A 19,880-nucleotide genomic window follows, 5' to 3' on the forward strand; every position below is an offset into this window, starting at 1 on the left:
CCATTATACCATGGACGCAGCGGTTCTGTCCGCAGGATTATGAAAAATCTACTCTTTCACGCCTCCTGCGGAAAGGCTTCCGATGATGTATTTTGAGCAGAATGCAAATACGATCAGGATCGGTATGACAGAGATTGCCACTGCCAGGTAAATAGCGCCCTGGTTCGACGCGATATCCTTCGAGGAATTCAGGGAGGCGATCATGACCGGCAGCGTAAACTTATCCGGAGAATTCAGCAGGATCAAAGGCAGCAGATAACTGTTCCAGTTGCCGATAAACGCTCCGATCGCCATGGTCGCAATTCCCGGCGACATAAGCGGTAAAATAATCTTGTGAAAAATGTGCAGCTCCTTCGCCCCGTCGATTCTGGCCGCCTCGATTAACGCCGGCTGGAGGGAGCCTTCGCAGTACTGTCTCAGGAAAAACACGGTTCCGGGGGAAGCAATCGCCGGAAGGATCAGCGGCCAGTATGTATCGATCATGCGAAGCCCCGTAATCAGATCATAGAAGCCGATCAGGCTCAGCTGCCCCGGTATCATCATGAATATGATGATCACACCGCTTAATAGCTTATTTCCCTTAAACTTATACATGACGAGGGCGTACGCCGCCATGGCCGAGAAATACGAGGTGAAGAGCGTGGCCGGAAGCGCTACCAAAAGGCTGTTGGCCATCCCCTTGAATAAATTGAAGTAGCTGGATACGATCGCCCAGTTCACGGACAGCGCGTGTCCGGGCACCAGGGTGAAGGATTTGACGATCTCCGATCCCGTGCGGGTTGCATTAACCATCATAAGCAGGAACGGCATCAGACAGATCACGGCCAGGAAAATCAGAATCGCGTAAAGAAGGCCTTTTTTTATTTTCGCTGTCATCTCTTATTCCCCTCCTTTTTCTTTCCATACATCATTTGAAACTGCAGAACAGAAAACAGCAGAATGATGATGAACAGGACGTATGCAACCGCCGAGGCAAAGCCAACCTGATTCGTCTCAAATCCGAACTTATACAGATACATAACGACCGTCTGTGTGCTTCCGCCAGGATTTCCCGCCGTGCCGCCGCAGATCAGGAATGGTAAATCGAACATCTGGAGCCCGCCAATTAAGGATGTAATCCCCACATAGAGCAGAATCGGCTTCAGCAGCGGAAGGGTGATCTTTGTAAATGTCTTCATCCTTCCGGCACCGTCGATCGCCGCGGCTTCAAAGTAATCCCTGGAGATTCCCTGCACTCCCGCCATCAGCATAATGAAGGAATTGCCGAACCACATCCAGGCGCCGATCACTGAGAGCACGTAGGGCGCCGTGGCCGTGGAGCCCAGCCAGTTTATCGGATCGGCGGTAATCCCCGCTCCGACGAGAAGCTGATTTAAAGTGCCGTAACGCCAGTCTAAGAGTGTCTTGAACAGAAACGCAACCGATGTGGCCGCAATCAGATTCGGAAGGTAATATAATGCACGGAAGACCGCCAGGCCCCTGATCTTATATTTAATATCGCTGAACGCGATTGTAAGCGCCAGCGCCAGGCCCAGCTGGAGCACGATATTGACGCTCCAGATTCTCGCGGTGTTGCCCAGCGCCTTCCAGAAAAATTTATCCTGAAGAACGCGCAGATAATTGGTGCCGCCCGTAAACATCGCATCACCGAAGCCCTTGTAATCGGTAAAGCTTAAGTAAAAAGTACGAACTACGGGATAGACATTAAATATGAAAAATACGATCACAAACGGGGCGACAAAAAAGTATCCTGTCCGGTCCACGCTTTTCTTTCTTCCGCCCTCCAAGGCTTTTCCTGCCATAGTCTCTCCTCCTGCCGCTTAATCAGCGCTCAATCTCAAGTTCCGGATACGTGGAAGCCACCACATCGTAAAAGTTATTGACCGCGTCCTCCTCCGACATCTCTCCCATCTTAATGGAATTGATTGCCGCCGCCCACGCGTCTCCCACCTTTTTATCGTATTTCGTGACTCTGGAATAGTCGATTCCCTCCGCCTGCTTCAAGAAGAACTCATACAGCTTCTCACCGCCGTATACTTCATTTTCGTCGTTCTTATGCTTTTCCAGGCACGGCAGATAGGAAACCACATCGCCCTGTGACGCCTCTACCCACCAGTCGAGAGTCTCTTCCGTCAGTGTACAGAACTTGATAAAATCCCATGCCAGATCCTTATTTTTACTGAAGGTGCTGATTCCGATAAAGGTACCGCCGCTGAACCCGTAGGCAGGTCCCTGGCAGACCTTCCACTTGCCGGACAGCTCGCCCACGTGATCGCGCATGGTTCCCACGCCCCAGGCCGGCAGGCCGTAAGCAAAGATCTCCGTCATCTGGCCGCTTGCCTCTGCCGCCTCCTGAACCGCCGTCTCATCCCAGACATTGGTTCCCTTTGCGATAACCGGAACCGCTCCGCCCATCGCCTGATACCAGGTTGCGGACCAGGAATCTACGTACGCCGTCATATCATTCTGATATAAATTCACGCAGAGGTTCATGTAATCCTTCCGCTGCTGGTCCACGATCAGCTTTCCGTCCTTCACCCAGGTGCTGTCTCCGGAGAAAAAGTTCATCTCGCCGTCGGAGGCAAAGATCTTATAGCCTGCGTCTTTTAAAGTCTGGCCAGTCTGAAGGATGGTGTCGTAATCCTGAAACAGCTTCCCGATCTCCTCCGGATCATCCGTTCCGAAAACCTTCTCAGCGATATCCTGTCTGTAATAAATTCCGCACGGGGTAATCTGGTAGGAAATGGCTCTCTGAATGCCCTCGGAGTCCTGGCCCACCTTCCATACGTAATCCACAATCTTATCCGCGTAATCCTGGGCATTGTAGGGAGCCTGGTTTAAATCCTCGAAGTAACCCGCTTCATACATATCCTGAAGCATCTGCGGCTCTCCCACGATGATATCAGGCGTCGTCTGCTTTCCGCGCATGGCCGTCTGGACCTTTGTCGGATAATCGGCCGGTGCAATCGTAACCGTCTCGATCTGTACATCCGGATTGGTCTCGCAGTATTTGCCGGCGAACTCCTTTAAGTCCTCTGCCAGGGTCCACACCACCAGCTTTTTGCCGACTGTTTCATTTCCCGCCTTTGCCGGAGCTTCCTTCCCGGCTTCCGTGCCTGTCTCTCCACCCGTATTCCCGCCGCCGGAATTCCCCGATCCGCACGCTGTCATGGAACACGCCATGAGTCCTGCCATTACCGCTGCCACTGCCCTTTTTAACTTCATAAATCAAATCCTCCTCTTCGTCTGCCGTCCTTTCGGACTATGTTTTTCACTTCTGAATGCTGATAGCCTTATTATATCTGCCGCGTCAGAAGCGCATAATGTCTCAAATTTTTCTAAGGTGTCATTTTTTTATTTTTCATTTATCTTCAGAGCTTCCCTGCCAGCGAAACCGTGATGGAGCGAACACGTCCCTCCCGCACCATCTCTGCCGCCGGCCCTGTCACAGTCCGGGAGAAGGACTCCTCCCCCTGCTCCGTCTCTACGGTGATTTGTTCCACCGTGTAAGTGCCCGGAAGGACCTCTCTCTGCTCCGGCAGTTTGTAGGTGACGGGAACGCTTCCCAGAAATGTCGCCGTAATCGTCTTCTCCTTCCCTGTCAGATATTCCGGGAAACACGGTTCAAACGACAGCTCCAGCTTTCCATCCCTGACGGAAAACGGCTGTTTTCCAAACATCATGATCTCCCACATCTCCAGGAACTCGGCCGCCCCGCCGCTGAGCCTTGCCACAAAGCCTTTTCCATGGTATCGCGGATTGGGATTGGCGCTGCTGGCGATAAAGGAAGAATTTTCAAGCAGGCTTCTCCCGTACTGTTCCTCATTAAGAAACGGTACCGCGGCCTTGTGGAAGTCTTCTGTAAACTCCTGATACATTCCGGCCTTCAGCAGCTCCAGAAGGTATTTATACTCCATATGCAGCCAGACAGACTCATTCTCCAGCCATCCCGGGGTAAATGCACAGGCCCGCCCCAGCTCGAAGGTCGCCTCGGAGAGCGACGCGTTTACCTTGTACATCGAAAGCGCATCATCGTACAGCCTGCTTGCGCGGACACTCTCATAAACCGCCTTCCTCTCCTCTTCATCCGCCGCAATTTTCATATAGTGCACCGATCCCTCCAGAAAATCCGGCGTATTATGGACCCGGAATGCCTGCGGAAGGATTCCATCCAACTCCTCCTTCCACTCCGTCACCTCATAGTAAAAATAGGTAGGCCGCACAGTTCTTCCCAGTCTGGCCGCCTTCCTGATTCCCATACGGAGGATATCGGAAAACTGCGTCAGCACGCGGACGGTCTCCTGCGCTTCCCATGTCACGCGCTCCCCCGATACCTCCCTGGAAGTGGTATCCCAGAAATGCTCCTTCGCATCATTCACCGCATTCCAGAAGCCGGCCGCAGAGGTCCCTTCCGCCAGTTCCTTATGGAACTGCTGTCCGGCTCTGCAGACCGCGCCTGCGAGACCGGCCGTCTCCTCCAGCAGTATCATGGATTTTTCTGTTTTCTCCAGCGATTCGATCAGGAACGCGGCACAGCGCAGCAGCTCGTATGTTTCCGCCATGGAGGAGCCCAAAAGCCCCGGCAGGCCGTTCAGCGCATCATACCAGCCCGGCTTGCCGCCTTCCATCTCCAGTCCCATGCCGTACGGGTCCAGGGCCGCCATGCGGGTAATCACAAGCGTCATCATCTTGGAGGCCAGACTGGCCGTCACCACACAGCCGTTTTGATCCTTCAAATACCGGTTTTCCTTCCTTTCAGTGTCCGCGTTGTCCTCAAGGAAATGGTACTGCCTGATCCCCTGTTCCGTCTTAACGTACCGTTTCCTGCGGGGAAGGATGCGTTTTTCCGCCTGACGGTAGCTGTAGCCGTCCTCCTCAAACAGAAGCGCTTCCCGGCGTTCCGGATAGACGGCCAGATACGCCTCCACCAGATCCAGGTTATAGGTCCAGTGGTCGCACCAGTAGCCCTCCCCGTACCTGGTCCGGTCCTCACTCCGGGCCAGATCCATGATGCCGGCGAAAATACGCTCCCGGTCCGCCCTCTCTTCCACCCCTTCTGCCAGAATTTCATCCAGCTGTCCCGGTGTAAACTCTTTTGTAAAAAGGTCCTTAAGCGCATCTGCCGCGGCCGCCTCCACCCCTTCCAGAACCGGCATTTGCCCCTCCGGCATCGTATAGGTGACTTTTTCGATTCCCAGCGGATTGTATCCATTTAACTGCAGCGCGTTGTAGAAGGTCCGAATGCTGCTGTCCCCGACAAACGGTGAAAAATAGACGTCACATCTGCGGTTCTGGCAGACATCGCGGAAATTGCCGTTTCCCTGGGTATACGGCTCAGGCAGCATGGAAAAGAAATTATAATCCCGCTCCATATCGCCGTGTTTTCTCGAATAGAGGTAAAAGGTCTTACTGCTTCCGATGCGCACCGGGTACCCGCCCCTTAAGAGATTGTCTAAATAATCCTGGCGGCAGTATGCGTCAAATACCGCATGGCCCGTCTTTACCGCAATCCTGGATGTGATCTGCTCCGTGAGAGCGAAAGCCTCCCTCTGTTTTCCCAGGAACCATCCGTCCTCTCCGGACAGCTTCCATACCCGGTCGATGCGGGTCTGTTCCTTCGCCGTTCCATACAGCTCCCGCATCACCAGCGTCTCTCCGGGCTTCAGGATGCGGGAAGCGAGAAAGAAGCTGCACGGGGTATCGTTGCATGTAACCTGCTCCTTATGATCGGGCAGTCTGACGCCTTCCCGCTCAAATCCCCAGGCCCGCAGAAGCGCCGTATCCGTCTCAAACAGAATCTCCCGGTCCACAATGACAGGCAGAATCTCCCCTTCGCCGCCCCGGGCAAAGGCAAAATTCATCCCTTCTGCTTCCGTCACCTCGGCGCTGTCCTCCATACTGGCTCTCACCCTGAATTTCGGCACACCGTTTCGGACATCCCTTACCTCCATCCACGCCTTTGCCGTCTGTCCCATATCCTTCATGGTGGTGCTGCTCACGCCGCAGGGGATCACCTCGGCCATGCCGTCTGCCGCCTCGACTGCCAGGTCTTCGCCTGTCACATTCGTGATTTTCACCTCTCTCATCAGGGCCGCCACGGGTTCCTGGGGGAGCGTTTCATATTCTGCCGAAATCCGGTACTGCCCGGTCTCCTCCTCAATCGTCAGGCTGTTCATGCCGATCACCATGCGCCGCGCCCTGTCTCTCCCGGAAAATGGTTCCTCATACGCTCCGTTCACTCTCAAAAAGGTACGAAAGCCCAGAAGCGGCGTCCTCTCATACGCCTGGTGAGCCGGATAAAATTCCATAATGGGATGGTCCTTATCCTGAATCCCAAAGCAGGAGACACACTGGCCCCGATTCACGTAATAGCACCACAGGGGAATTCCGTGCTCCCCGCTGATCCCCGGCAAAAAGCTGGAAAAGGCCGATTTTAAATGGTAGTTTTCTATAACATAGTTTTTATTTTTATCTAACATGGATATTCCTTCCTCTCTTAAAAAGCAGTATCATTCCAGCGTGACTCGCAGAGTATGTACGGGGTCACCAGAAAGCCGCAGCAGTGTTTCCCGGGAAACCACCGGGTTCTTTTTATCAAATGGCAGCGGCCTGCCGTCCAGGCAGATCTCCACCACCTCGTAGTCGCCCACCTCCAGGTGTTTCGGATTCTGGTAAATCAGATTCATCTTCCTGCCTGCAAAGGAAAATGCAATCCGGGCATTTCCCTCCCGGTCAAACTGTTCCGCCAGAAGCTGCGGATGGAGCGTCAGACTCCCGTACTCCCCTTCCGCGCCGAAGATCTGGGTCAGAAGGGTCAGGATGAGCCAGCTCCCCGCTCCCGTAAGCCAGGGGTACATTCCCCTGCCCCTCTCGTTAAAATACTCCGGGATACCGGGATAGAGCCTGGAGGTCTCAAAATCCATGCACTGCCCGTACAGGCTTTCGATAACCCGATACCCCTCCCTGGCAAATCTCCTCCGGTACAGGGCATAGGCATACATCACCGCCATATGGCAGAAGACGGCTCCATTTTCCTTATGGCCATAGGCGAAACCGAACATTCGTCCCAGATCCAGCTTTACTTCCTTAAAATCGGTATTCAGCCGGTAGCCGCCCGCGCTTTTTTCATAGAGATAGCGGTCCGCCGCGCCGACGATCCGCTCCACCTGCTCGTCGGTTGCAGTTCCCGAGAGTATGGAGAAGACCTGACTGGTCAGCATCATTCTCACGTTTTCTTGAAATACGCCCTCCGCCTGCATACCGTGATTGTCGTAGTATCCGTTAAACCAGAGGTTATCTTCCCCGTCCTTTATGGTCTCCGTGAGACGGATGTGCTGCTGGATCCACGCTCCCATGGCATCGAGAATCCCGGACAGCCGTCCCGTATCGACCGTCACGGTTCTGCCGCAGAAGCCATGAAGACAGCGTTCACAGTAGGCTCCCAGCAATTCCTGCTTTCCATGCGGCCTGTCATACAGTTCCCTGTCCGCGCAAAGCAGTGTCCCCAGTTCTTCCGCCACTTCCACCGCAGCTACGCCTTTTTCCTCTCTGAGCCAGGTGATCAGTTCCGCCAATTCTCTTAAATTACCGCTGTAGGCCGCTGTGAAGGCCACACTTTCCCCATTTTCCCCCGCCATGTCGAGGGCGTCGTTCCAGTCTGCGCCTCGCAGCCGCATATGGCCGTGGAGTCCCACGTCATAAAACTGGGTCAGATGCTGAACCAGCAAGTGTTCCAGAAGCGTTCCCCGATACGCTTCTCTGCCTTCCTCTCCCGCACTCCCCTTCTCCCGGCCTCCTGCTCTGGTTCTGACTCCGTCCACAAAATAGGTATTCTTCTCAAACAGGAACTCGACATCCCCCGTCGCGTCCAGATAGAGGCGCACCGTCCGGTAAGGCCAGTAGCCATGGTCCATCCACATTCTCACAATTGCGTTTCGGTCGGCCTTGAAAGTCCCCCTGCCGCTTCCGATGATGGTGGCATTGCTGCCATCCGGTCTGATTCCGGCGAAAAATGCCGCCATATCTTCCCTCACGGCGGCGGGATTCTTAAGGATCAGGGCGAGGCAGTCCTGCCACAGATCCCTCCAGCCTCTCCCGCCCCTTCCGTAATCGTGATGAGGCAGGAAAGAACAGCCGTAGATTCTTCTTAATTCAGGCTGCAGGGATACCCACTGCATCCACCGGTCAAAAGTCTGATTCCCCGTACTGCACCCTGCGATTTTCTGCATATTCCAATACCGCTTCATCGACTCAAACGCGGCTTCCGCCTTTTCCTTCTCCAGGTACTCCTTTCCCTCTTCCATATAGCTGAGCACCAGATAAAAGCTGCATGACGCCCCCGGCTTCAGCGTCATCTCTTCAAACCGTATAACGCCTGCGCATTCGTATCCCTCCGTACTGTAACCCGGTTTCTTCCAGACCTCATGATCGGACATCTTTTCATCAGCAAGCGCACGGGGCCATAAAAGGCTTCCGCCTTCGCCCATAAAATCCGCTGACACGGGGATAAAGCCGTCAGGCCGCGCTCCATCCTCCCGCCTTCCGAACACGCCGTAGCTCATCTCATTTTGATGATGCCCCCGCTCATCAAAAGCCATGGATGGCTTCAGCACAATCCCGTCAGCCGTGACCGTCATACGATTTAACAGAGAGGTCACATGGCGGTGATCTCTGATGTGGTCGGCTCCGCGCCCGTAGAGGCTGACCGCCGCCACCGGACGAACCGTGAGCTCCCTGTTGCCTTCATTTTTCAGTGTGACCTTCATCACCTCTGCCCGGGCACCGGCTGCTTCAGAATCATCTACAGGACAGAAAGAAAGTACTTCCGCCGCCAGCCCGCTGTCCGGGCATTTTCGTTTCACTTTCTGCCAGAAGGCGCCTGCCTCCAGTTCGCTGAGGTCTTTGTGTCCGCTGAAACGCCGCGCCTCCTGTTCCGCAGACTGACCGAACACGGACCAGGGGCCGTGCCCTTCTGTCAGACACCAGAAGTTCCTGGCCGGCGCCTGGCTGTGCAGATCTTCTGCACCAGCCGGTTCCAGCAGAAACTGATCCTGTGATAACTTGCTGTCCCCATGGCCGGTTGGTGTAATGGCCCCCATGACTCCGGCCGGATTTACCAACGGCAGATAGAGACCGGTACTTTGCTCCGGTTCCGCCAACACGAAGTCGCCTTCCTGATTCACAAACTGATATCCCACTTCATCCTTCCTCCTTTTATCCCTTTGAATGCTCCCTTTTCGTATCCGTACATTCATTATAAAAAAAGAAAAACCCGGCTGACAGTAGCCGGATTTTAGATTGGTGTTATTTTTTTAGATTTTATCCGCCCATCCCTTTATACTCTTCCTCTGCCGGGTGCGCTGTCCCCCTGAGTTGTTTTGGATCACAGGACAAAATTTCCTGTGAAACAAAAAAAGAACGCCTTTTGGCGTTCTCGGCGGCTCCTTACTGCCGTACAGGGATATACCGTTTCAATGTTTGAATTAATTCTGCTGCATTTACAGGTTTGGCAACATGGCCGTTCATCCCGGCCTTCTTGCATAACTCAATGTCTTCAGGAAATACATCCGCAGTCATGGCCAGTATCGGTACCGCCGCAGCCTCTTCAAACGGCATCTCACCGCAGATCATCCGGGTGGCCTCATAGCCATCTCTCACCGGCATATGGATATCCATTAAAATCACATCAAACTGGCCAGAATACTCTTTAAATCTCTCACATGCAATTTCCCCATTCTCCGCTTCAACCACTTCAATTCCCGTTTCTTCCACTATATTTTTTATAATTTCGCGGTTGACCTCCACATCCTCTGCCAACAGCATACGGCGGCCCAGAAAAATATCTTTTTCCGGCACTTCGGTATAATCCGGCCTGTTCAGCTCCTTCTCGTCTCCGCCCAGGCACCGGCCGGGACTGTCCAGTATTGCATTCCCTTTCTTTACACAAATATCAAAGACAAAGGAAGAACCTTTACCGGGGATTGAATGAACCCATATGCGTCCGCCCATCTTTTCTACGATATTTTTAGAGATCGCCAGTCCCAGTCCGGTCCCTCCAAAACGTTTGGAAATGCTGCTGTCCGCCTGCTCAAACGCCCGGAACAGATGAGACTGCTGTTCTTTCGTCATTCCGATGCCATTATCACTGACCGCAAAGCGCAGAACCATGTCCTCCCCTAATTCCTGCTGCAGCTCAATCGACAGCTCAATTTTCCCTTCATTCGGTGTGAACTTGGCCGCATTGGAGAGCAGGTTGGTAATCACCTGTGACAGCCTTTGCTGGTCCGTAATCATTGCAGCTGGAACATTCTCCCCTACAACAATGGAAAAGTCCTGAGATCTTTGATCAAAACGGATCTGATTGATACTGATCACCCGGTTCAGCAGATACTCCAGGGAAAAATCGGATACAGACAGTTCCAGTTTTTCCGCCTCTATCTTTGACATATCCAAAATATCGTTAATCACTCCCAGAAGATGCGAGGAAGCATCATCAATCCTGACCAGACATTCCTGGATTCGTTCCGGATCATCTATTTTCATGGCAATTCCATTCATTCCGATAATCGCATTGATCGGTGTGCGGATTTCATGGCTCATCATGGAAAGAAAGTCGCTCTTTACCCTGGCTAGCTTTTCAGCCTCCTCTTTCGCCTGAATGAGTTCCTCTTCCGCCCGCAAGATCTCGATCATCTTTCGGTTATCCGCAGCCTTCAGCCGTCCTACCAGAACCACGATAGCAGTAACCGCCATAATTATGATCACAAGCTTTTGCCACGCCGCATCATCCTCTGTCAGAGCAATAAAAAAACAGGCAGAGTATACAACCGCAGTCAGCCCGCTCAAGCCGCCGCTGACATACCCCTCCAGATATGTAAAAAATACAACCGGAATGATGAGAAGCATCATGGGATTTGGTATTTGAAAGGCATATACAGCCAAAATAGCAATTAAAGAAACTGGAACACTTAAGATCCTGTAAAGGACCGAACGGTTTTCCCTCCGAAAGGAAAGGACACTGTTTTCTCTTTCACACGGCATATGCCATACCTCCAATCGTTATCTGCTTCAGCAGCCATATTTCCTTGGCGCGAAGTGCGCCTCCTGCCCGGAGGGCTTTTTATATAATAGGAGCAAGTTCCTGTTACGTAAAAAAAAAGCCCTGCAGACACTCAGTCTACAGGGGCTTCTGATGCAGAAGAAGGGACTTGAACCCTCACGGTATTGCTACCACACGGACCTGAACCGTGCGCGTCTGCCAATTCCGCCACTTCTGCATGTCTCTGCAATCTCTCGCAGCAACAGTAGTTATTATATTATAAAAGGGGCTTCCTGTCAATCATATTTTTACATATTTTAGAAAATATTTTTTTGTGTATATTTTTCAAAAAATGTTGACAATTCTTCTTAAAAATGGTATCATAGTCTTCGTTGCGCGGGAGTGCTGGAATTGGCAGACAGGCAAGACTAAGGATCTTGTGGGTGAATTCTCGTGTGGGTTCAAGTCCCATCTCCCGCACGAAAAGATGAATCGGTTTTTAACCGGTTCATCTTTTTTTGTGCTTCTATGGGCTAATGGCGCTTCTCTGTCTCTATCTGGCAGAGGAAAGGGGAGGCCGGCAGCTTTACTGAATTGCACAGATTGGCTCCTGACGGGCTGTTGGACCAGGAATATACGAGCGCATCCGGAAGCCTGTCCCGCATCGGCCACGGAACCACTGCCGTGTTTCCTTCGATTCGTGCCTCTGCCGGCATCATTCTTACCTTCCTGCCGTCTTCTTTCCCTTCTCCTCCATAGAAACAGTACTCAAATCCGCCCGGCGCAGTTCCGTCAACCGTCTCCAGACCGCCTTCCGAGTGATTGAAATGCAGAATCATTCCCTCCGCTGTCCTTTCACCGTGAGAAAACAACGGGCTCAGCCATACTCCGTCTTCTCCATATGCCATTTGAAACGCCGCCATGGCCAGGCGCTCTCCCACGGGTTTCTTGCTCACCGGATGCAGGTCATTTTCCTCTCCGCAGTCCATTGATACCACCATGGCCGTACCGGGAACCGAAGTCAGCTTCCGCTGCATTTCCCGGAACTGTACCCAGTTTTTCCCATCCTCCAGATCATAACTGGGAAGCTGTACGAAGAGTACCGGTAAACCGGCTCTGTTCCATTTCCGCCTCCAGTCCTCGATAAGCCTTTTAAAATAACCGGGATAGCGTTCATACTCATCCGCGTTCATCTCTCCCTGATACCAGCAGATTCCCTTCACCGGGACACGGTGCAGGGGGGCAATCATCCCCTGGTACATCCCCGCCGGCTTCCGTTCAAAAAAGGTCTGTTCTCTCAACGGCTCCATCACCGCTCCTCGCCGGTATTCCCAGCCATCGGTGATGTCCCGCTCCTCTCCGTTCTCCCAGATCAGCCGATGGCTCTTGCCGCGCGTAAAGCCCCCCTGTCCATGGACGGCCGCAACGCGCAGCACAAGCCGGCTGCACCCCGGCCTGAGAGCCGTCGTCTCATACTCTCTCGGCGGATATCGGTAGGAGGTGCTTCCTGTCTTTTCCCCATCTGCAAAGAGGCAGTCCGCATCGGTGATTGTTCCCAGCGATATTCGGACCGGCTGACCAGCTAAACCGGGAGGAATCTCCACACAGTTCCGAAGCCAGACGGTTCCGGCGCCTTTTAAGTCCTCCCGGTCATCCCAGCGGTCCGCAAGGCTGATTTTCTTCCAGAAGCGCCTGCCTCCTCCCGCGGCCCAGTTCTCCGTAAGCCCCTGATCTCTCTCATCCAACAGCCTCCACCATGCGGCAATGCGGGTTTCATCTTCTTTCCGTATCCGTTCCACGTACCCGGGGGCACTGCAGGCATCCAGTTTCTTCTGTTCATCGGGAAAATCGCTGAGCGCCTCCCGGCTCATCCATGCCTGTACAGGTGTTCCCCCTACCGCGGTTAAGATCAGGCCGACCGGGATATGGTAACGCTCATACAGCTTCTGCGCAAAGAAAAAGCCGACGGCAGAAAATACCGGAGTATGTTCCGCCGCGGCCGTCTTCCACTCCCCGCCGGACAGCGCGTCAGAGTCAGAGTCAAATTTCCACTGAATCGGAACCGCAAACTGACGGATCATGGGTGATGCGCCCTTTTTATATTCTTCAGGATACCGGTATTTGACCCGTTCCATGGGTAGCTGCATATTGGACTGCCCCGCCATAACCCAGATATCTCCGAAATAAAGATCATGAAACTCCTGTTCTTCTCCTTCGGATTCAACCCGCAAACGGTATGGTCCTCCTGCGGGAAGCGGAGGCAGCTCCACCAGCCACGTTCCAGCCGGTTTCACCACACCCCAGCCGGATTTCGGCTGAATCACGCCGTCTGCCTTTACCCACTCAGGCGTCAGCTCTGCCCGCACCCTGGCTCCGGCTCTTCCCCTGCCGTGCACCGGAATCACTTCATCCCGCTGGAGCACCGCATGGTCCGAGATGAGCGGTGTCACAGAAAGCCGGACATTCTGTTCCATATCCGATCACCCCTTCACTCCAGTCGATGTAACGCCCTCCACGAAATATTTCTGTGCGGAGAAGAACAGGATCAGGGCCGGGAGCAGCGCCAGAAATGACATGGCGAGAATCTGATTCCATTCCACGATACCGCTGCTCTGGTCGATGGACATTTTAAGCGCCAGCGCCACCGGATACTTTTCCAGGCTGGTCACATAGATCAGCGGCCCAAGGAAATCATTGAAGCTCCATACGAACTGGAAGATCGTACAGCTGATCAGCGCCGGTTTTAAGGACGGCAGCAGAACCCTCATCAGAGTCTGGAAGGAATTACAGCCGTCGATTGTAGCCGCCTCGTCCAGATACGTGGGGATCGACCGCATGAACTGAATCAGCATAAACACGAAAAAGGGTTCATTGGCAAACATGGTCGGTGCGATCAGCGGTACATACGTGTTGAGGAGTCCCATCTGCTTCCACAAAATATAGAGTGGAATTCTTGTCACGACGGCCGGAAGGAACATGGTAGCCATCAAAATCGAAAAACAGATCTTCTTAAATGGAAATTCAAACCTTGCAAAGCCATACGCGACAAGCGTACTGGACACGAGGCAGAAGACAATTTTCGGCACCACGAACCGGAAGGTATTTAAGAAAAACGTGGTGAACGTATACTTTGTCCGCGTCTTCCAGCCTTCTATATAGGGAGTAAAGTCGATCCGTTTCGGAATAAAACTGATCGAAGTAAATATTTCATTATTGCTCTTAAAGGTAGCGCCCACCAGCCATATAATCGGATAGATCATGACGAGCGCCACGACAATCAGGACGATATAACGGATGACAGAGCTGATGACCACCCGTCTGTGCCTCCGCACTTCCACTTCGCTGAATCCTCGCGTTTTCTCCATCTTTTAATTACCTCCGTCCGAATAATAGACCCACTTGTCCTGTGTCGCAAAGAGGATCAGGGTCACAGCCACGATGATGAGGAACAGAATCCAGCTGGCGGCACTGGCATACCCCATGTTAAAGTACTTAAATGCATTGTCATAAATATACATGGAAGTCAGATAGGTGGCATTTAACGGTCCCTTACCCGTTACAAGATACGGGCCGTTGAATTCCTGGAACGCATTGACCAGCTGCATGACCAGATTGAAGAAAATCGTAGGTGTGATCAGCGGCATGGTAATATGGATAAAGGAATGGAGCTTGGTGGAGCCGTCCACGCTGGCCGCCTCATAGAGATCCTGAGGCACGTCCTTGAGCGCGGCCAGGAAGATCAGCATCGCAGAACCAAACTGCCAGACCTTCAGGATTATGATGACGCTCATCGCCCCGCCCGGGGAAGAGAGCCACGCCACCGGCTGTATCCCCACAACGCCGATGATGCGGTTGATAAGCCCGTCCTGCTGAAACAGGAATCTCCACAGCACCGCCACCGCCACGTTTCCTCCCAGCAGGGACGGAATATAGTAGGCTGTCCGGAAAAAGTTAATGCCCTTCAGCTTAAAATTCAATATGTATGCAATAAACAGGGCAAACGCCAGCTGTAACGGCACCGTAATCACAGTGTATTTTAACGTTGCGGTAAGCGTACCCAAAAAATCCTCATCCTGAAACAACTTGGTGTAGTTGGCCAGACCAATGAAATTCGGTTCTCTCACGAGATTGTAATCCGTAAAACTGATAACCAGCGCGTTAATAAACGGATACAGGGTAAGAAAAACCATACCGATCAGCCATGGAAGGATATACACCAGACCCATTTTGCTCTTTCTCAAAGAATCTCCTCCTTCCTGCGTGCTCTTTATTTGCCGTAGTCCTGTTTCAGTTTTGCAACCTGCTCGCTGGTGGCGTCAAAGATGGCCTGCGCAGCTTCCTCGGCCGTGCTCTTTCCAAACTCAAACTTCTCGTAATTACTTTCATAGGAATTGGTAAATATGGCGTTCTCAAAGATCGGAGAATTGTTGATTACTTTCGCTGCATCGGTAAAGTCGTAGGCCTGCTTTACGGCTCCTGTGATCTGTCCGTCTGCCTCTAAGGAAGCCTTGGCCGCCCTGGAAGCCACCATGCCGCGGGTGGAGCCCATGAGCTTCGTTCCTTCCGGATCGTTTAAGATATACTGTAAAAATTCAGCCGCTTCCTTTGGATTCTTGGAATCCCTGGAGATTGCAAACAGCAGGGAGGGCTTTGCCATAGTTCCTTCAAATACGGCTCCGTCGATCACAGGGAGCGGCGCTACCACCAGTTCGTCCCCCTTGTCCTCCAGCGTCTTGGCGTTCGAAGCGATTCCTCCGGTCCATTCCAGTACGCCAACGTAGCTCCCATTGATATATTTTGCATTCTGGGCAATGGATACCGGCTCATTGCCTACATTCTCGATATAATCTTTTCTGGAACAGAAGACATGGGCATCCGCTAAGTCCTTATACCAGAGAATCGCTTCCTTATAGTCATCCACGGTGTAATTCATGCTTAAATCTTCTGCAAATTCGCCCTTCCCTGTCTTCTGCTGCAGATAGTAGACTGCTGCGAAACGGAACGTAGGGCTGACGATCATATACGCATTGGGGTCCTGCTGGGTAAAGATTTCCGCCGCCTTCTTATATTCCTCGAACGTCGTTGGAAGCTCGGTGATACCTGCTCTGTCAAATGCGGATTTATTGACGTATAAGCCCAGCGTGTTCTGGCCGTATGGGACTGCCTGCATCTTGCCGCCCGTCTTTCCAAATTCCAGGAATCCCTCGTCGTACTGGGAGAAATCAAAGATATCCTTCACCTGATCGAGATCGTAGAAGCCCTCTCCGTTTGGACTGTACTGGATAACCCAGGGATAGTTGACAGTCATGACATCTGCGGCGGTTCCGCCTGCATAGCGGGTGGCAAAGGTCTCTTCCAGGTTGCCGAAGCCGGAAGGCTCTCCGGTCACTTCGATGGCGCCAGCGTGAGCCGCGTTGAAGGCATCGATGGCGTTCTGTGTGGCCTGATGGCGGTCGTCATTGCCCCACCAGGAGAAGCTTAATTTCGCGGTCTCTCCCGATGCTTTAGACGCCTCCGGTGTTTTTACGTCCGCTGCCTTCTCCGTCCCGGCCGCTCCGGTGCTTCCGGCTTCCCCGGTATTGCCCGTTTCTGCGGTCTTGCCGCCGCACGCGGTCATTGCCATGCTCGCTGCCAGTACGGCCGCACATACGATACCTGCTTTACTCCATTTTTTCATCATACTACCTCTTTCTTTTTATTTATTGGTATATTTTTCTACCCTTTTCATCGGGGATTCCCGACTTACGGTAAAAGTACGTGTTTACCTGGTCACGCCAGCTGACGGCGTTTTCCAGCTGCCAGAAGAGGCGCTCCTTCATATTTAAGTAGCTCTCCTCATCCAGGGAATCCTTTAAGCTTTCCCATACTGCCTGATATTCTCTCACCCGCTCCACGCCCTCAAAATGAGTGTCGTAGATGTGCTGAATCACCGTTTTTCCCGAATGCAGCACATGGGTGTACGGCACATGGTGGAAAAAGAGCAGCAGCTCATCGGGGCAGGACGAAAGGTCCTCATATTCAGAAAATCGCGCGTCGGAATACTGCCTCGTATAGGAGGTCCCCGTCTTCACGGTCCTGTCCCTTCCGACTCCGTCTCTGTCGGCATAGTGGTATGTCCCCCACCGGTCGTACTCATAGCCATCGATATCGACGCCGTAGTGGACGGCGGGTTTACACATGAAGCCAACGCCAAGAGGACAGGTATAAGCCTCGTACACGTCCCTCGATGTCGTCAGAATCGCCTCCAGCTTACCGCACTTTTCTTCGGTCAGGCAAAAGCTCTGGCGGACCCATTCTTCGGCGATCGCCTCTGCTGATAATTCATGATTCCAGACCAGCCTTCCGAAGCCGTAGAGATTGGCCTGGGCCAGCTTGCTGCCCGTCCAGTTGGCGTCCATTCCCACGTTTCCGACGCCCGCAATGCCGGATCGGCCGCGGACAGGGGAGTTCTCTCTCACCGCCTCCTTCACCGTCAGGCCTTTGCCGTGTTTCGTATCAAAATCCATGGTTTCCTTCCACATCGGAACGAGGTAACAGATATCCCTCTGATGTCCGGTATACTCCTGTGTAATCTGAAATTCCAGAATTTGATTTGTCTTTTTTAAAGCTCCAAACAGCGGGGACACCGGTTCTCTGATCTGGAAATCGATGGGGCCGTTCTTGATCTGAAGAATCACATTGTCCAGGAACCTGCCGTCCAGAGGTTCGAAGATATCGTAAGCGGCGCGTGCGCGGTCCGCCTCCCGGTTCCACCAGTCCTGGGAGCAGTCGTATACGAAGCAGCGCCAGATAATGACTCCTCCGTAGGGCCCTGCCGCCCTCGCCAGCATATTGGCACCGTCGTCATGGTTCCTGCCGTAGGTGAACGGCCCGGGTTCTCCTTCCGAATCCGCCTTTACCACGAAGCCGGCAAAATCAGGAATCTCCTCATAGATTCGTTTAACCGTCTCCTCCCACCACGAAGCCACCTCCGGCTCCAGGGGATCTGCGCTCTTTAACCGTCCCACCGTGATGGGCGCCGCAAAATTAACGGATAGGTACGTCTTAATTCCGTAAGCAGCCAGGACATCGGATATCCTTCTGATTTCCGCAAGAGCTTCCCCTGTTACGAAAAATGTTTCCGGTCTGTGTACATTGACATTGTTGATCAGAACCGCATTGATCCCCACCGAGGCCAGCAGTCTTGCATACTGCCGGATAAGCTCCATATCCCCCCGAAAGGTGTTGTGATCGTAAAATATGGACTCTCCCGCGTAACCGCGCTCGATGGAACCGTCGAAATTATCCCAATGATCGATCATGCGGATGCTCTGATCCGGTACCGACTCATACGGAAATCCAGCCTCATTTTGTGTGGTCAGAAGCCGGTGCAGCCCGTACATACCGTATAAATATCCCGCAGGAGACGCGCTTTCTATCTTATAACCCTCCTCCGTCTCCACGATCCGGTACCCTTCTGTCCCCAGCGCCGTTTCATCTCCCGGTAAAAAAGCAATCGAGGCATCCGGCGAACCGGATCGTCTGATTTCTTTAAACAGCAGCGGCATTTCCCGCTCAATGGTCTCTGTAACTGCCGTTTTCTTCCCATCATCCAGATAATAAGTAATTATATTTTTGTTTTGCACCTGTTTTGCCAGCCAGCAGAAGTCTCTCCGTCCGTGCATGATTTCCGTCCTCCACAGCGCCTCATTTCTGATGCGCCTCTTTCTCATAAAAATGCTTTCCATTTGCCAAAAATCCTTTTTTCGTATAAAGGGGCGCATCTTTCGGCAGCGGCAGCGTGACCGTCTGGCCCGTAAAGCCCGACTGGTATATGGCGGTTATCACCTCCAGCGCCAGGCGGCCGTCCGCGCTGCTCTCCGGCGGCAGTTCCCCGCTCTCCAGGAAACGCAGCACCGTATCGATCTGGCCTTTATGACCGGTATACCGGGGCGGCGGCATCTCCTGGTAACGCGTCTGAAGCTGTGCCTCAAACGCCTCATTTTCGACAGGAAAGCCCGTTGATGCGGACCTGCTGCTCACCGCCCTCCACGGCGACGCCACGCCCGCCTTTTCGCACTGAAAGCTCAGCCTCTGCCCTTCCCCGTGCGTTACGAGAGAGGCCGTTACCGTCACGAGCGCGCCGCTTTCATAGGTAAGAATCGCGGCGGACACATCCTCCACCTCGGCATTGTCATGTGCTGCATTCCCCAGGACAGCCGTCACCGTGCGGGGAGCTCCCATGATCCAGTTCAGCAGATCGATCTGATGTACGGCGTGGTTTAGGGTACAGCCTCCGCCTTCCATTTCCCACGTGCCCCGCCACCATAGATCGTAGTATTCCCGGCCTCTGAACCACAGGGATTCCACCTGCCCGAACAAGACCTTTCCCACGGCTCCGGAGGAGATTACGCTCTTTAAGCTCCGGTTGTCCCGAAGGTAGCGGTTCTGAGAGACAACCTCCAGATAACAGCCGGTCTCCCGCTGAACCCGCATCATCTCGTCGCACTCTTCCAGTGAAGACGCCATGGGCTTTTCCACCAGGACGTGTTTTCCCGCTTTCATGCAGGTCACGGCATTCTCCCCATGGGTAAACGGCGGGGTACAGATGCTGACCAGACGGATGTCGCTCCGCTCTGCCATCTCTTTGCAGCCTCTGTAAACTGCGGTGTCTTTTAAATGGTATTTTTCTTTCAGCGCCTCCGCCTTTTGGGGAACGAGATCGCACAATGCTGCGATATGGCACCTGTCCTGAAAGGCCAGATACGCCTCGATATGGCTCTCTGAAATTACGCCTGTTCCGATCACTGCGACGCCGGTCATGGTCTTCCCTCCTTTATACTTTTTACTTTTGCGCAGAGAC

Annotated in this window: 12 protein-coding genes and 2 tRNA genes; 1 reads left to right on the forward strand and 13 read right to left on the reverse strand. The window is 53.1% G+C overall.

What is annotated here, in order from left to right; translation table 11 throughout:
- Positions 1–48: 48 nt before the first annotated feature.
- The 7 genes from H8S80_RS21475 to H8S80_RS21505 all read right to left on the reverse strand — a co-directional run bounded on the left by H8S80_RS21475 (position 49) and on the right by H8S80_RS21505 (position 11,276).
- Positions 49–876 (reverse strand): carbohydrate ABC transporter permease, encoded by an 828-nt coding sequence (locus tag H8S80_RS21475; protein ID WP_002603709.1) that lies wholly within the window; start codon positions 874–876, stop codon positions 49–51.
- A complete protein-coding gene (locus tag H8S80_RS21480; protein ID WP_002603708.1) occupies positions 873–1,802 on the reverse strand; it encodes a carbohydrate ABC transporter permease in 930 nt (309 codons plus the stop codon). Before H8S80_RS21480 ends, H8S80_RS21475 begins: the two co-directional genes overlap by 4 nt.
- A 22-nt stretch (positions 1,803–1,824) precedes the next feature.
- Entirely contained in the window at positions 1,825–3,225 is a 1,401-nt protein-coding gene (locus tag H8S80_RS21485; RefSeq protein ID WP_117632837.1) for an ABC transporter substrate-binding protein, read from the reverse strand.
- Positions 3,226–3,371: 146 nt separating this feature from the next.
- Positions 3,372–6,479, reverse strand: coding sequence for a hypothetical protein (locus tag H8S80_RS21490; RefSeq protein ID WP_117632838.1), 3,108 nt, complete (start codon positions 6,477–6,479; stop codon positions 3,372–3,374).
- 30 nt (positions 6,480–6,509) lie between these two features.
- Positions 6,510–9,197 carry a GH36-type glycosyl hydrolase domain-containing protein gene (locus H8S80_RS21495; RefSeq protein WP_243007959.1) on the reverse strand — a complete coding sequence of 896 codons (2,688 nt, stop codon included), beginning with the start codon at positions 9,195–9,197 and terminating at the stop codon, positions 6,510–6,512.
- A gap of 247 nt (positions 9,198–9,444) precedes the next feature.
- The gene (locus H8S80_RS21500; RefSeq protein ID WP_117632840.1) at positions 9,445–11,040 is read right to left on the reverse strand and encodes an ATP-binding protein; all 1,596 of its coding nucleotides are present in this window, start codon (positions 11,038–11,040) and stop codon (positions 9,445–9,447) included.
- A 152-nt stretch (positions 11,041–11,192) separates the two neighbouring features.
- A tRNA-Leu gene (locus H8S80_RS21505) sits at positions 11,193–11,276 on the reverse strand.
- Between the two features lie 158 nt (positions 11,277–11,434).
- Here H8S80_RS21505 and H8S80_RS21510 point away from each other — a divergent pair.
- Positions 11,435–11,518 (forward strand) — tRNA-Leu (locus H8S80_RS21510).
- 53 nt (positions 11,519–11,571) lie between these two features.
- Here the strand turns inward: H8S80_RS21510 and H8S80_RS21515 are convergent.
- The 6 genes from H8S80_RS21515 to H8S80_RS21540 are packed head-to-tail and all read right to left on the reverse strand — an operon-like array spanning position 11,572 to position 19,840.
- Complete coding sequence (locus H8S80_RS21515) at positions 11,572–13,512, reverse strand: sialate O-acetylesterase (protein ID WP_117632841.1); 1,941 nt, start codon at positions 13,510–13,512, stop codon at positions 11,572–11,574.
- 6 nt (positions 13,513–13,518) lie between these two features.
- On the reverse strand, positions 13,519–14,403 hold the full coding sequence (locus H8S80_RS21520) for a carbohydrate ABC transporter permease (RefSeq protein ID WP_117632842.1): 885 nt from the start codon (positions 14,401–14,403) through the stop codon (positions 13,519–13,521).
- A 3-nt stretch (positions 14,404–14,406) separates the two neighbouring features.
- Positions 14,407–15,279, reverse strand: a complete 873-nt coding sequence (locus tag H8S80_RS21525) for a carbohydrate ABC transporter permease (protein WP_117632843.1) — start codon at positions 15,277–15,279, stop codon at positions 14,407–14,409.
- A 26-nt stretch (positions 15,280–15,305) separates the two neighbouring features.
- Positions 15,306–16,718: an ABC transporter substrate-binding protein gene (locus H8S80_RS21530; RefSeq protein WP_243007960.1), complete on the reverse strand. Its 1,413-nt coding sequence runs from the start codon at positions 16,716–16,718 to the stop codon at positions 15,306–15,308.
- Positions 16,719–16,737: 19 nt separating this feature from the next.
- On the reverse strand, positions 16,738–18,750 hold the full coding sequence (locus H8S80_RS21535; protein ID WP_181988012.1) for a glycoside hydrolase family 20 zincin-like fold domain-containing protein: 2,013 nt from the start codon (positions 18,748–18,750) through the stop codon (positions 16,738–16,740).
- Positions 18,725–19,840: a Gfo/Idh/MocA family protein gene (locus tag H8S80_RS21540; protein WP_117632846.1), complete on the reverse strand. Its 1,116-nt coding sequence runs from the start codon at positions 19,838–19,840 to the stop codon at positions 18,725–18,727. The genes H8S80_RS21535 and H8S80_RS21540 overlap by 26 nt, the downstream gene beginning before the upstream one ends.
- Between the last annotated feature and the right edge of the window lie 40 nt (positions 19,841–19,880).

Source organism: Hungatella sp. L36 (assembly GCF_014288035.1).